At 64.5% G+C, this 14,181-nt stretch carries 12 protein-coding genes; 4 read left to right on the plus strand and 8 right to left on the minus strand.

Translation table 11 applies throughout. The features are described 5' to 3' along the window. The first annotated feature begins 93 nt into the window (after positions 1-93). Positions 94-1,065, plus strand: coding sequence for a diguanylate cyclase domain-containing protein (locus AB4118_RS08535; RefSeq protein WP_441489331.1), 972 nt, complete (start codon positions 94-96; stop codon positions 1,063-1,065). A gap of 6 nt (positions 1,066-1,071) precedes the next feature. Here the strand turns inward: AB4118_RS08535 and AB4118_RS08540 are convergent, their stop codons facing one another. Further along, on the minus strand, positions 1,072-1,437 hold the full coding sequence (locus AB4118_RS08540) for a winged helix-turn-helix transcriptional regulator (RefSeq protein WP_069879801.1): 366 nt from the start codon (positions 1,435-1,437) through the stop codon (positions 1,072-1,074). A gap of 122 nt (positions 1,438-1,559) precedes the next feature. Here AB4118_RS08540 and gstA point away from each other — a divergent pair, with 122 nt between their 5' ends. After that, positions 1,560-2,168, plus strand: coding sequence for a glutathione transferase GstA (gene gstA, locus AB4118_RS08545; RefSeq protein ID WP_069879800.1), 609 nt, complete (start codon positions 1,560-1,562; stop codon positions 2,166-2,168). 14 nt (positions 2,169-2,182) lie between these two features. Then, positions 2,183-2,566 carry a nuclear transport factor 2 family protein gene (locus AB4118_RS08550; protein ID WP_441489332.1) on the plus strand — a complete coding sequence of 128 codons (384 nt, stop codon included), beginning with the start codon at positions 2,183-2,185 and terminating at the stop codon, positions 2,564-2,566. Between the two features lie 119 nt (positions 2,567-2,685). Here the strand turns inward: AB4118_RS08550 and AB4118_RS08555 are convergent, their stop codons facing one another. From AB4118_RS08555 to AB4118_RS08575, 5 genes are all read right to left on the minus strand, one after another. Beyond that, on the minus strand, positions 2,686-3,108 hold the full coding sequence (locus AB4118_RS08555; protein WP_441489333.1) for a GNAT family N-acetyltransferase: 423 nt from the start codon (positions 3,106-3,108) through the stop codon (positions 2,686-2,688). After that, positions 3,108-6,863, minus strand: coding sequence for a methionine synthase (gene metH, locus AB4118_RS08560; RefSeq protein WP_441489647.1), 3,756 nt, complete (start codon positions 6,861-6,863; stop codon positions 3,108-3,110). The genes AB4118_RS08555 and metH overlap by 1 nt, the downstream gene beginning before the upstream one ends. Before the next feature lie 129 nt (positions 6,864-6,992). Continuing rightward, on the minus strand, positions 6,993-7,904 hold the full coding sequence (gene metF, locus AB4118_RS08565; RefSeq protein WP_441489334.1) for a methylenetetrahydrofolate reductase [NAD(P)H]: 912 nt from the start codon (positions 7,902-7,904) through the stop codon (positions 6,993-6,995). Continuing rightward, positions 7,904-8,920, minus strand: a complete 1,017-nt coding sequence (locus AB4118_RS08570; protein ID WP_441489335.1) for an ArsR/SmtB family transcription factor — start codon at positions 8,918-8,920, stop codon at positions 7,904-7,906. The genes metF and AB4118_RS08570 overlap by 1 nt, the downstream gene beginning before the upstream one ends. Before the next feature lie 124 nt (positions 8,921-9,044). Beyond that, positions 9,045-10,394 carry an aminotransferase-like domain-containing protein gene (locus AB4118_RS08575; protein WP_441489648.1) on the minus strand — a complete coding sequence of 450 codons (1,350 nt, stop codon included), beginning with the start codon at positions 10,392-10,394 and terminating at the stop codon, positions 9,045-9,047. A gap of 159 nt (positions 10,395-10,553) precedes the next feature. Here AB4118_RS08575 and AB4118_RS08580 point away from each other — a divergent pair, with 159 nt between their 5' ends. Beyond that, positions 10,554-11,417, plus strand: coding sequence for a DMT family transporter (locus AB4118_RS08580; RefSeq protein ID WP_441489336.1), 864 nt, complete (start codon positions 10,554-10,556; stop codon positions 11,415-11,417). A gap of 146 nt (positions 11,418-11,563) precedes the next feature. Here AB4118_RS08580 and AB4118_RS08585 read toward each other — a convergent pair whose 3' ends face one another. Both AB4118_RS08585 and AB4118_RS08590 read right to left on the minus strand, forming a co-directional pair. Further along, on the minus strand, positions 11,564-11,767 hold the full coding sequence (locus tag AB4118_RS08585) for a cold-shock protein (RefSeq protein WP_043233603.1): 204 nt from the start codon (positions 11,765-11,767) through the stop codon (positions 11,564-11,566). Between the two features lie 130 nt (positions 11,768-11,897). Further along, positions 11,898-14,096 carry a glycoside hydrolase family 3 N-terminal domain-containing protein gene (locus AB4118_RS08590; protein ID WP_441489337.1) on the minus strand — a complete coding sequence of 733 codons (2,199 nt, stop codon included), beginning with the start codon at positions 14,094-14,096 and terminating at the stop codon, positions 11,898-11,900. Between the last annotated feature and the right edge of the window lie 85 nt (positions 14,097-14,181).

The following is a 14,181-nucleotide window of genomic DNA, read 5'->3' on the forward strand; positions in this document are numbered from 1 at the left end:
AGACCCCGTTAATCATCATCGCCTAGCGTCGATTGTATCGCAGCCGAACGCGCAAAGCTGGTTGCTTGGCGCGTAAGCCGAGACCTGAAACCCATGTCGCTGCAAGACGCCGAAGCCCGACGCCTCTACGATCAGGCCACATTATTGGCCGGTATCGGCGCCTGGGAATGCGAACTCGCCACCCAACAACTCAGCTGGACAGCCGGTGTCTACGATCTCTTCGGCCTGCCGCGTGGCTCGACCCTGCACCGCCCATCTACGGTCGAACTCTACACGAACGATTCCCGCACCGAGATGGAGCGCCTTCGCGCCACGATGGTCCGGACCGGCAAGGGCTTTGTCCTCGATGCCAGGATCACGACCGCCGGAGGGAGCAGCCGCTGGATGCGCCTGAGTGCCGATATCACGCACAAGCAGGGGCGCCCCTGGCGCATCTATGGGGCCAAGCAGGACATCACCGGCGAGAAGCAGATGTGGCAGGGCTTGCGTCAGCTCGCCTATAGCGACCCGCTCACCGGCCTCGCCAACCGCCGGGCGTTCGAGGCGCAGCTAGCCGAGCTGCGGCGCATTCCGGCTGATGGCTGCGCCCTGGGCGCACTCGCCCTCATCGATCTCGACATGTTCAAGCCGATCAATGACCATCTCGGCCACGCCGCCGGCGATGAATGTTTGCGGCAAGTGGCCCTGCGGTTGGAGGCCACGCTGAGCGACGCGTTGACGATCGCCCGCATCGGCGGGGACGAATTCGCGCTGCTGATCTGCTCGACCGCCGGCTCGTCCCATATCCTGCACCGGCTGAACCAGGCTCTCGCGGCGCTCGCGCGCCCAGTCACCTGGAACGGTCGGTTGATCGAGATCAGTGCCTCGATCGGTGCGACGATGCTGCTCCCGGGCCGACACCATGATCCTGACCGGAGCTTCGCCGAAGCCGATTCTGCGCTCTATGTCGCCAAAGCCTCAGGCCGCAATCGGTTGCATCTTTTCGGCGAGCCATTGCAGGGACAGCCCAGCGCGGATGCGATGCAGGGCGCGCTCGCGGATATGAGAGCGCTTCGCGCCGGCTGAAGCGTTTCAGGCGGCTTCAGCCGCCTGCCCCATGCGTTCCTTCAGACGCTGCCCGACCGCGACGATCGCCTCGATCGCCGGCATCAGCTCCAACCCGAGACCCGTCAGCCCATATTCGGCTGATGGTGGCGAGCTCGGCAGCACGCGCCGCTCGACGATGCCGCGGCTTTCGAGATCGCGCAGGCGCTCGCTCAACATCTTGGCCGAGATCAGCGGCATGTCATGGCGCAGCTCGCCGAAGCGACGGGGACCAGCGCTCAGATACCAGATCACATTCGGCGTCCAGGCTTTGCCCAGAACCTGCATGCAGGTGCCGACGGCGCAGGTCGGCGGCGGAGTTTTCGCCCGATTCTTCCGTATCTTCAACGCCATGCGAGGCTGTCTCCGGTTACCGGAATGATACCGGAAAATGCGGTAACGACAAGTTACTGGGTATACAGAAGTTATCGCCCTGCCTACCCCTGTGGTCACCGGTCAACACGGAGACGCACATCATGAAGCTCTACTACGCCCCCGGCGCCTGCTCGCTCTCGCCCCACATCGCGCTGCGCGAAGCCGGCCTGCCATTCACCCTGGAGAAGGTCGACACCAAGACCAGAACGACCGAGACCGGCGCCGATTTCACAACGGTCAATCCGCGCGGCTACGTACCGGCGTTGCAGCTCGACAGCGGCGAGGTGCTGACCGAAGGCGCGGCGATCGTCCAGTATATCGCGGACCTTAAGCCCGAGGCGGAGCTCGCGCCAAAGGCCGGAACGCTGGCGCGCGCACGGCTGCAGGAGGAGCTCAATTTCATCGCTTCCGAGTTGCACAAGGCCTTCGGCCCGCTGTTCAGCACCACGATTGGCGACGATGCCAGGCGTGAAGCGAAGGAGAAGGTCGCCCGCCGCTTCGGCGACGTCGAGCAGAAGCTCTCGGACGGGCGTCCCTACCTTCTCGGCGAGACCTTCAGCGTCGCCGACGCCTATCTCTTCGTCGTCACGAACTGGGCGAACCATACCGGCGTTGCGCTCGATGCCTGGCCGAAACTCCAGGCCTTCATGCAGCGTCTGACCGGCCGCAACACCGTGCGCCAGGCGATGCAGGCCGAAGGCCTGATCTGAAGGAGGCGCCTGCGATGGATGCCCGCTTTGCCGAAATCGTCGAGGTCCTGACGCGCTATTTCGATGGCCTCTATCACAGCGATGCCGGCAAGCTCGCCGGGGTCTTCCATCCGCAGGCGATCTATGCCTGCGCCAGCAATGGCAGTCTCATCCATCTGACCATGGACGCCTATCTGCCCATGGTCGCAAAGCGCCCCTCCCCGGCCAGCCGGGGCGAGGCGCGGCAGGACCGCATCCTTTCCATCGAATTTGCCGGGCCAGTGACCGCGCTCGCCCGCGTCGCATGCGCCATCGGGCCAAAATCCTTCACCGACCTGCTCAGCGTCGTCCGGCTCGACGGGCGTTGGCAGATCATCGCCAAGGTTTTTCACGTCGATCTGGCGGCGTCGTCTCCCTGACCATGCGGTCCGCGAGGTAGCGATCGGGGGCTGGCGATCGGCGGCGCTCCCGTCACCAAGTTCGGCCGCCTCGGGTTAAAGCGCCGACGCAACCACGTTAGCGCCGGAGCGAAGCAAGCCTAGACCGGTCCGAGTGGCTTGACGAAGACGGCCTGGCCGTCGAGCGCAAGGCCCATGTCGCGCCAGCCATGCTGGCGGTAGAAACGCGCAGCACGGGTCGTCGCGCCTGTCGTCAGGTATGCTTGCCGGTGCCCCTTCTCCGCAAGCCGCTCCAGCGCCGCATCCAGGAGTGCGCGACCATGGCCGTGCCCTTCGTGATCGGGAGCGATGAAGAGCGCCCAGATGAGAGCCGTCTGGTGGTTGGCGCAGGTGAAGCCGACAACCTCGCCGCCCTCCTCGCTGACGAGGAAGATGGCCTGCTCCATATACCAGGCGACCTCCTCATCGCTGACCTTGGAAGGGTCGCGGAGCACATTCTCCTTCACGGCCTGCCGGATCACGCCGATGCGCGGCAGATCGGCCGGGATAGCCGCCCGCAGCATCACTCGGCGGCCTCGAGCCGATAGGCGCTGGGCTCGTAGTTGAGGATCGGCGCAAGCCAGCGCTCGACCTCTTGTATCGCCATGCCCTTGCGCGCCGCGTAATCCTCGACCTGGTCGCGCTCGACCTTGGCGACACCGAAATAATAGGCGTCCGGGTGCGACAGATACAGTCCTGAAACCGAGGAGCCCGGCCACATCGCAAAGCTCTCGGTCAGCTTCACGCCGACCCGCCGCTCGGCCTGCAGCAACTCGAACAGCGTTTCCTTCTCGGTGTGATCGGGCTGGGCCGGATACCCCGGCGCCGGCCGGATGCCGCGATATTCCTCGCGGATCAAATCCTCATTGGCGAGATTCTCGTCGGGGGCATATCCCCAGAACTGCGTGCGAACGAGCTGGTGCATGCGTTCGGCCATCGCCTCGGCGAAGCGGTCGGCCAGCGCCTTGACCATGATCGAGCGGTAATCGTCGTTGTCGCGGGCGAATTTCTCGGAGATGCGTTCCTCCTCCGCTCCCGCGGTCACCACAAAGGCGCCGATATAGTCAGGCCGCTCGATGCCCTCGGGCGCGACGAAGTCCGAAATGCACATGTTGGGCTTGCCGTCGCGCTTCGAAAGCTGCTGACGCAAGCCGTGGAAGGTCGCCAGCGTGTCCTGGCGGCTCTCCCCGGTATAGAGCCGGATATCGTCCCCGACGGCGTTGGCAGGCCAGAAGCCGATCACCGCCTTGGGATTGAACCAGCGCTCTGGGACGATGCGCTTCAGCATCGCCTGCGCATCGTCCCAGAGCGCGCGTGCCGCCTCGCCCTGCTTCTCGTCCTGCAAGATCGCAGGGAAGCGTCCCTTCATCTCCCAGGTCTGGAAGAACGGCGTCCAGTCGATCACCGGCACGAGATCGGCGATGTCATAGGTCCGGAACACGCGCGTGCCGAGGAAGCTCGGCTTTGGTGGGGTGTAGTTCGCCCAATCCGCCTTGAAGGCATTCGTCCGCGCCTTCACCAGCGGCAGGCGCTGCTTGTCGGCCTCGGAGCGGCGATGGGCGGCGGCGACCTTGGCGTACTCGCCCCTGACGCCCTCGATATAAGCCGGCTTTTGGTCCTGCGAGAGCAGGCTCGAGACGACGCCGACGGCGCGCGATGCGTCGGTGACATAGACCGTCTGCCCCTGGCTATAGGCCGGGTGGATCTTCACCGCCGTATGCACGCGGCTGGTCGTTGCGCCGCCGATCAGGAGCGGAATGTCGAAACCCTCGCGCTCCATCTCGGAGGCGACGGTGACCATCTCGTCGAGGGAAGGCGTGATCAGGCCCGAGAGGCCGATGATGTCGACCTTCTCCTTGCGCGCGACATCGAGGATCTTCTGCGTCGGCACCATCACGCCGAGGTCGATGACCTCGTAGTTATTGCACTGGAGCACGACGCCGACGATGTTCTTGCCGATGTCATGGACATCGCCCTTCACCGTCGCCATCAACACCTTGCCGGCGGCCGAACGCTCGGAACCACCGTTCAGGCGCTTCTCCTCCTCCATATAGGGCATGAGATAGGCCACCGCCTGCTTCATCACGCGGGCCGATTTCACCACCTGCGGCAGGAACATCTTGCCGGCGCCGAACAGGTCACCGACCACGTTCATGCCGGCCATCAGCGGCCCTTCGATGACATGGAGCGGCTTCTCGGCTGCGGCGCGGGCCTCCTCGACATCGGTGTCGATGAAGGCGGTGATGCCGTTGACCAGCGCGTATTCCAGCCGCTTTGCGACCGGGTTATCGCGCCAGGCCATGTCCTTGCCGGAAATCGAAACCGAACCGTCGCCCTTGAAGCGCGGGGCGGCATCGAGCAGTCGCTCGGTCGAATCCTTGCGACGGTTGAGGACGACATCCTCGCAGAGCTCGCGCAGTTCGGGATCAAGGTCGTCATAGGAGCCGAGCTGGCCCGCATTGACGATGCCCATGTCCATGCCGGCCTTGATGCAATGGTACAGGAACACCGAATGCATCGCTTCGCGGACCTTCTCGTTGCCGCGGAACGAGAAGGACAGGTTCGAGACGCCGCCCGAGATATGGGCATGCGGCAGGGTCTCGCGGATCGCCCTGGTCGCCTCGATGAAGTCGTTGCCGTAGTTGTCGTGCTCCTCGATGCCGGTCGCGACGGCAAAGATATTGGGATCGAAGATGATATCCTCGGGCGGGAAGCCGATCTGCTCGGTCAAGAGCTTGTAGGCCCGCGTACAGATCTCGATCTTGCGTTCGAAGGTGTCGGCCTGGCCGGTCTCGTCGAAGGCCATCACCACCACCGCCGCGCCGTAGTTGCGGCAGATACGGGCGTGATCGAGGAAAGCCTCCTCGCCTTCCTTCATCGAGATCGAATTGACGATCGGCTTGCCCTGGATCGTCTTCAGGCCGGCTTCGATGACGTGGAACTTCGACGAGTCGACCATGATCGGCACGCGGGAGATGTCCGGCTCCGAAGCGATCAGATTGCAGAACTCGGTCATGGCCTTCTCGGAATCGAGCAGGCCTTCGTCCATGTTGATGTCGATGACCTGCGCGCCATTGGCGACCTGGTCGCGTGCCACATCCAACGCTGCGGCGAAGTCGCCTTCCTTGACCAGCTTGCGGAAGCGGGCCGAGCCGGTGACGTTGGTGCGCTCGCCGACATTGACGAAGGGAATGGTCTCGTCGAGTGTGAAAGGCTCGAGCCCAGCCAGCCGCAGATAGCGCTTGATCTCCGGCACGGCGCGCGGCGGCTTGCCCGCGACGGCTTCCGCAATCGCGCGGATATGGCCGGGCGTCGTGCCGCAGCAGCCGCCGACGACATTGACGAGCCCGGCATCGGCGAACTCAGCGAGCATTCCGGCCGTCGCTTCGGGGCTTTCGTCGTACATGCCGAATTCATTGGGCAGGCCGGCATTCGGATAGGCGCAGATCAGCGTATCGGCAACGCGCGACAGATCCTTGATATGCGCCCGCATCTCGCGCGCGCCGAGCGCACAGTTGAGACCAACCGTCAGCGGCGCGGCATGGCGGATCGCATTCCAGAACGCCTCCGTGGTCTGGCCCGAGAGCGTGCGCCCCGAAAGGTCGGTGATCGTGCCGGAGATCATCACCGGCAGGCGCAGGCCCTTCTCGCGATAGACCTCCTCGATCGCAACGATCGCAGCCTTGGCATTGAGCGTGTCGAAAATGGTTTCGACCAATATCAGCTCGGAACCTCCATCGATCAGGCCACGCACCTGTTCGGCATAGGATTCGCGCACCTGATCGAAGGTCACGGCGCGGAAACCCGGATTGTTCACATCTGGCGAGATCGAAAGCGTACGGTTCGTCGGCCCAATCGCGCCGGCAACGAAGCGACGGCGCCCATCGGCCCTTTGAGCGAGAGCGGCCGCTTCGCGCGCGAGCTTCGCCGAGGCGACGTTCAGCTCATAGGCCAGCGCCTCCATGCCGTAATCGGCCTGGGCGATCTGCGTCGACGAAAACGTGTTGGTTTCGACGATATCGGCACCCGCCTGGAAATAGGCGAGGTGGATTTCGCGAATGGCGTCCGGCTGGGTCAGGACCAGCAGGTCGTTATTGCCCTTGAGATCGTGGTTCCAGCCCTTGAAGCGCTCGCCGCGAAACTCTGCTTCCGAGAGCTTCAGGTTCTGGATCTGCGTCCCCATCGCACCGTCGAGCACGAGGATGCGCTCGGACGCGGACTGGCGAAGCGCGCGCTCGATCTCGATGCCATCGACCTGGCTGGGATTGTAGTCTGACATCGCGAACGCCTTCGTCATGAAACTCTGCTCGTATGGTCTTCCCGTCATTGCGAGGAGCAAAGCGACGAAGCAATCCAGAGGCCACTGAAGACAGGCCGGATCGCTTTGCTCCCAATGACGGCTGGCACGCTACTCCGCGGCCGCCTGCTGCGGCGCGGCCCTGTCGGGCTTCAAGCCGACAAGATGGCAGATCGCATAGACCAGGTCGGCCTTGTTCATCGTGTAGAAATGCAGGTCGGAGACGCCACGGTCGATCAGGTCGAGCACCTGCTCGGCGCAAACCGCGGCCGCCACGAGCCGGCGCGTCGCCGCGTCGTCTTCCAGGCCCTCGAACCGATCCGCCAGCCATTGCGGCACGCTCGCGCCGGTCTTGGTGGCGAAGCTCGCCGTCTGCTTGAAATTCAGGACGGGAACGATGCCAGGCAGGATCGGGATGTCGATCCCCCGAGCCCTGACCTTGTCGAGATAGCGGAAATAGACGTCGTTATCGAAGAAGAACTGCGTGATCGCCCGGGTCGCACCGGCATCGACCTTCTTCTTCAAGGCATCGATATCGGCATCGAGCGAGGCCGCTTCCGGGTGCTTTTCGGGATAGGCCGAGACTGTCACCTCGAAATCGGCGACGCGCCGAATCCCGGCGACCAGATCAGAGGTCTGGTGATAGCCCTGCGGGTGCGGCTCGTAGACCGTTCCCAGTCCACCGGCCGGGTCACCGCGCAGCGCCACGATATGGCGCACGCCGGCCGCCCAATAGGAGCGGATCACGTCGTCGACCTCGGCGCAGGTGGCGGAAACGCAGGTCAGGTGCGCCGCCGGCTTCAACCGGGTCTCGTCAACCATGCGCTTGACGGTGTTGTGGGTGCGTTCGCGCGTCGAACCGCCGGCACCATAGGTCACCGACACGAAGGTGGGTCCAAGCGGCTCGAGACGGTGCACGCTCTCCCAGAGTGTCGTCTCCATCTCCGGTGTCTTCGGAGGAAAGAACTCGAAAGAGACGCTGGGCCGGCGGGTGCCGTGCCGGCTGGGGCGAAACGCATTCATCAGGCCACCTCGAAACTGGAATTCTGGCGCAGCGGGAAATCCCCCTGCACGCGCCGGTCACGTCCACGCCAGAGCATCACGGAGAGCTGGCCGGACGCCCCCTCGGCCGAGGTCACCTCTTCGGAGAGATCGCAGCTCAATCCTGCCTCCGCGAACCAGCCGGCGATCTGGGCCCGTGAGAAACCGAGCCGGCGGTGCGCGTGCTCGGTCCGCAGGAACTCCATCTCATGCGGCGCGAAATCGACCACGATCAGCCGGCCGCCGGGGCCGAGCATCGCGGCCGCCTCGCGCAGTGCGCGGCCGGGGTCATCGAGGAAATGCAGAACCTGGTGGATGATGACGAGATCGAAGGCCCCGCGCGCGAAAGGCAAGGCGTGAATGTCGCCCTGTCGCAGCTCAACCCGGGACAGCCCAGCCTTCTCGAGATTGGCACGCGCCACGGCGAGCATGGCATGGCTGGCATCGACACCGATGGCACGGCCGAATTTTGGGGCGATCCGCTCCAGCATCCGGCCCGTCCCCGTGCCGAGGTCGAGCATCGCGCCGGAAGAGCCCTCCCCGGCAGCCGCCTCGACGGCCGCCTCGACAGCATCGTCGGGGACATGCAGCGACCGCAGCCGGTCCCAGTCCCGAGCCACGCTGGCGAAATAGGACTGCGCCGCCTCGGCGCGCGTGGAGCGAACGGCAGCGAGCCTCTCGCGGTCCGCGGCGAGTTCAGGATCCGCCCGATCGAGCCACGCAGCCAGGGAGGCCGCGAAGGCGCCGCCCGCTCCCGCTTCGTCGAGCCGGAAGAAGGCCCATGCCCCCTCACGATAGCGACGAACCAGCCCGGCCTCGGCCAGGAGCTTGAGATGGCGGGAAATGCGGGGCTGAGACTGCCCCAGAATATCGGTCAGATCCGAAACGGAGAGCTCGCCCTCCGCCAACAGAGCCAGGATGCGCAGCCGTGTCTCCTCGCCGGCCGCGCGCAGGCCCGCAAGCAAGGATGACGAGGACAGCGTCGTGGGTTGGCGCAAAGGATCAGCCTTCGAAATTCAGAAAAACATATAAAGATATCTTTATGTCAAAAGAGGAGAAAGAGCAAGCACCTTCCTCGCGCCAGCGAGATCCCGCCCCCCTGTCAGCCAATGTTGGCACCACTCAGCGCCGCATCGCCGCTTCAAGCGCTGTGTAGATGCGCGGGTCAGACGATTGCGAGACGTTGAAGCGCAGGAATCGTCCCGCCGTTAGCGACACGCTGAAGGCATTTCCGGGGGCCAGGACGATATTCTCCGCCAGCACGCGCTGCGCGATCTCGGCGGCATCCAGCCCGTCCGGCAGGCGACACCACAGGAACATGCCTGCACGCGGCTCGATCCACGGCTCGATTCCGATAGCCTTCAACCGCGCGCAAGTCTCCGTCATGGCGCGCCCCAACCGCCCACGCAGCCCGTCCATATGCTTGCGATAGGTACCATCCTTCAAGGCGCCCAGTAAAAACTCCGCCGAGACCCGACTGGCTCCGAAGGACGTGGCGATCTTGAGATCGGTCAGCCCCTCGATCCAGTCGCGTCGCGCCGCGATGAAGCCACATCGCAACGAGGCCGACAGCGTCTTGGAGAAGCTGCCGATATGCACGACCCGATCGAGGCCATCGAAGGCGGCAAGCCGCGGCGCCGGTTCCAACTCGAAATCGGCAAAGATATCGTCCTCGATGATCGTCAACCCTGACTGCTCAGCCAATTTGAGCAGCCGATGCGCAATCACGGGAGACAGCACGGCTCCCGTTGGATTGTGCAACGCGGAATTGGTGACGTAGAGCCGTGGCCGATGCGCGGCGAGCACCTCTTCGAAGCGCACGATATCGGGGCCGTTCGGCGTATAGGGAACGCTGACGACCTTGGCTCGATGAGCCCGCAGCAGGGCCTGGAAGTTGAAGTAGCAGGGGTCGTCGACCACCACCGTATCACCCGGTTCGATCAGGAAGCGACAGATCAGATCGATAGCCTGGGTTCCGGACTCGGTCAGCACGATCTGGTCCGGCCCGGCCTCGATGCCATGCTCCGCCATGCGCCGGGCGAGTAGATGGCGCAACGGCAACAGCCCGAGCGGCGTGCCATAATCGGCCAACGTGGAGGCATCGGCGCGTGAGAGCGATCGCAGCGTTCTGCGCAGGCTTTCCTCCGGCAGCCATGATGCGGGAAGCCAGCCGCAGCCGGGCTTCAGGAAATCCTCGCCGGCCTCCAGCGATTGTCGCGAGACCCAGAGCGGATCGACTGCACGGTCGAGACGCGGCCCGATCTCCGCCAGCGACAGGGGTGGCAGATGCCCCGCGACATAGAAGCCCGAGCCGCGGCGCGAGCGGATCGCCCCCTCTGCGGCAAGCCGGTCATAGGCCTCGACCACCGTCGACTTCGAGACGCCCATCGTTTCGGCAAAGGCGCGGATCGAGGGCAGCCTGGCCCCCGGAGCCAGCACCCGCCCCGCCATGTGCTGGCGAACAGCCTGCATGACACGCCCGACAAGCGTGCCGTCATCGTCCAGGAGTGTCACGCAATCACCTAATTGTATTGCCTCTTGCAGCATGACAGTTTGCACCAACTGTCATGCACCGTCTCTGGCAAAGGATGCAGATCCCGGCGAATGCAGGCCGCGAACGGAGACTTCCTGATGGACAAGAGCATGAGCGGTTGGATCAACGGCTTTCTCGGCGTGCTGATCTTCAGCGCTTCGCTGCCAGCAACACGTGTTGCCGTGGTCGATCTCGACCCCGTTTTCCTGACCGCAGCACGCGCCGCAATCGCCGGCCTGCTGGGCCTGTGCCTGCTTCTCGCCTTCCGGCAAACGCGACCGCAACGGAGCGACCTTCTCCCGCTGATTGTGGTCGCGCTGAGTGTTGTCGTCGGCTTTCCGCTCCTGACGGCGCTGGCGCTGAAACATGTCAGCTCGGCTCACTCGATCGTCTTCATTGGCCTTCTGCCGCTGGCAACGGCGAGCTTCGGCGTCCTGCGCGGCGGCGAACGTCCCCGCCCGGTCTTCTGGCTGTTCTCCTGCCTGGGCAGCGCTCTTGTCGCCGGATTTGCGATGACCCAGGGCTTTGTCGCCTCCCCGGTCGGAGATCTGCTGATGCTCGCCGCGGTCATCATCTGCGGCCTCGGTTACGCCGAGGGAGCGCGACTGTCGCGAAAGCTCGGAGGCTGGCAGGTGATTTCCTGGGCGCTGGTGCTCTCCCTGCCGGTCATGGTCACGCTCAGCGCGTTGACCCTTCCGGCCTCGTTTGCCGATGTCGGCCGGCCGGCCTGGATCGGCCTGGCCTATGTCTCGGTGTTCAGCATGCTGGTGGGGTTCGTGTTCTGGTATCGCGGCCTGGCACAGGGCGGTATCGCCGCCGTCGGACAGCTGCAATTGCTGCAGCCCTTCTTCGGGCTGATGCTCGCCGCTCTGTTGCTGCATGAGGCCGTGAGCTGGCCCATGGTCGCCGTTAGCGCCGGCGTGGCACTTTGCGTGGCAGGCGCCAAGCACTTCGCACGGTAAGCGCACGCACGGCCATCCGTGCCATGCACCCCGACACTTGCGAGATCTGGAGCCAGCCCCACATCCCGTCAGTGAATGGGCCGCGCGCGACCGCCCATCATAGCGGCCGTTTCAAGGGTCGCTATGAGCGCGCGAGGCCCGAGAGGTCAGAGCAGCTGGAGCGAGCCTGCCGCCGTTTTGCCGCGTTCGGTTTTCAGATCGAACGAGACTTTCTGTCCTTCCGTCAGAGTCATCAGGCCCGCTTCTTTCACGGCTGTGATGTGTACGAACACATCCTTGCCGCCATCTGAAGGCTGAATGAATCCGAAGCCCTTCTCAGTATTGAACCATTTCACGGTTCCGGTCGCCATAGCCGCATCCCCTGAAGCCAGCTTCTTGCGGATCTTCGGATGCATGCATCCGAATGCCCGACCAGAGGAGGATTGACCGAAAATGCAAAGATGTCGAGGCCAATCGTCAAGCAGGAGCGTCTGGCGATGACTATGGCTTAATCACCTCAAACTGTGTCTTCGCCTCCGCCAACGCGGAACCGCCAAGATAAACCTCGAACAGACCCGGCTCGACAACATAACGTCCGGTGTCGTCGTGGTATCCCAGCTTCTGGGCCTCCAGCTTGAAACTGACGGTCCTGGTCTCGCCCGCCTTGATAGCGAGCTTGTTGAAGCCCTTGAGTTCGCGGACCGGTCGGGACCGGGTCGCGACCGGCTGGCGGATATAAAGCTGCGTCACTTCCTGGCCGTCGCGCGAGCCGGAATTGGTCACATCGACCGAGATCTCTGCGATGCCATTGATCGGGATGCGCGAGCGGTCGACACGCGGATTGGCATAGGTGAAGCGAGAGTAGGAAAGACCGAAGCCGAAGGGATAAAGCGGCTCGTTCTTCTCATCCATGTAGATCGACTCGTAGCGCTGCCGGATCTTCTGCGGTCGCCCCGTCGGGAGATGGTTGTAGTAGATCGGGATCTGCCCGACTGAGCGCGGATAGCTCATCGGCGTGCGGCCCGCCGGATTCGCTGCTCCAGTCAGGACCTCGGCGATCGCCGTGCGCCCCTCGGTGCCGCCGTGGAAGGTCTGCACGATCGCGGCGACATGGGCGTCGGCCCAGGAGAGGACCAGCGGGCGGCCAGTGGCCAGCACCAGCACGACGGGCTTGCCCGTCGCGACGAGTGCCTCGAGCAGTTCCTGCTGCACGCCGGGCAGGCCGAGATTCGCGCGCGAGGCGCCCTCCCCGATGAACTCGCAATCCTCGCCGAGCATGGCGATGACGAGATCACTCGCCGCGGCCGCGCGGAACGCGGCCTCCTTGTCCGCGAATTCGGTGCCGCAGTTCCTTGTGAAGGCCGGCTCGTAGACGACCTCGACCCCGGCCTGGACGCGCTCCTTCAACGCGTCGGGCAAGGACTGGATGGCGCGCCGTCCGAGCCCGGCCGGATCGGTCCAGACCCGCTCGGCCTCCGGCACGGCCATGGCGCCGATCACCGCAAGCCGCTTGACGGAAGACGCAACAGGCAGGGTTTCGTTGGCGTTCTTGAGCAGGATGATGCCTTCGCGCGCCACGCGCAGTGCGACCTCGCGCGCCTCCTGCGTCTGCATCAGAGCCGGGGCAGCGGCCGGGTCGACATCGGGCCGCTCGAACAGGCCCAGGTGGAATTTGACGCGCAACACGCGGCGCACCGCCTCGTCGAGCATCTTCACCGAGACCCGACCAGCCTTCACCTCGGCCGCCAGGTGCTTGTCATAGACGTCACCCATCATGTCCATGTCGATGCCGGCCAGCAGCGCCTTGCGCGCAGCCTCGGCATCGTCCTTGGCAATGCCATGCAGTCTGAGTTCGGTGATCGAGCCGAAATCCGAGACAACGAAACCCTTGAATCCCCAGTTCTGGCGCAGCAGCCCGGTCAGCAGCCCGCCATGCGCGGTGGTCGGGACGCCGTTCAGCGCATTGAACGCCGCCATAGCGGTCATCGAACCGGCCTCGAACGAGGCCTTGAATGGCGGCAGGTAGAGATCAAAGAGCTGGCTGGTCGGGATCCAGGTCGAGTTGTAGTCACGCCCGGCTTCGCCCGCACCGTAACCGACGAAATGCTTGACGGTCGTCGCCACGCCGCCGCGCTGATAGCCATGCGTGCGCGCTGCAGCGACAATGGAGCCGAAATAGGCGTCTTCCCCCGCCCCCTCGAGGACGCGGCCCCAACGCGGATCACGCGAGATGTCGACCATCGGCGCGAAGGTCCATTGGATGCCGGCGGCGCGCGCTTCACGCCCCGTCCAATAGGCCGCCTCCTCGATCAGCTCCGGGTTCCAGGTCGAAGCCTGACCTAGCGGAAGCGGAAAATAGGTCGAGAAGCCGTGGACGGCGTCGAGACCGATGATCAGCGGGATCTTCAGCCGGGACTCGCGCGCAGCTTTCTGGACATCCGCAACCTCCTGCGGCACGACGAAGTTCATCACCCCGCCCATCCGGCCTTCGCGGATGCGTGCGGCATTGAACCCCTCGCCACGACCCGAGAGATGCAGCTGACCGACCTTCTCGTCGAGCGTCATCGTCTTGAGCAACGCCTCGATGCGCGTCTCGATGAGCTTCGCCTCGCGCCCGGTTTTCCAGGCAACGGTGTCCTGTGCCGGCGCGGCATGGGCAAGGAGCGTCAGGCAGAGCGCAGCGGCGAGCCGCAGAATCATGAGGAAATCTCGCAGGGTGGCGGTAGGGATGATCCGGCCCTACAGGATCAACCGGCGTGGCTCAACCGTTGCATCGTCGCGCCCG

This window comes from Allobosea sp. 2RAB26 (genome assembly GCF_052115465.1).
Lineage (GTDB): Bacteria > Pseudomonadota > Alphaproteobacteria > Rhizobiales > Beijerinckiaceae > Allobosea.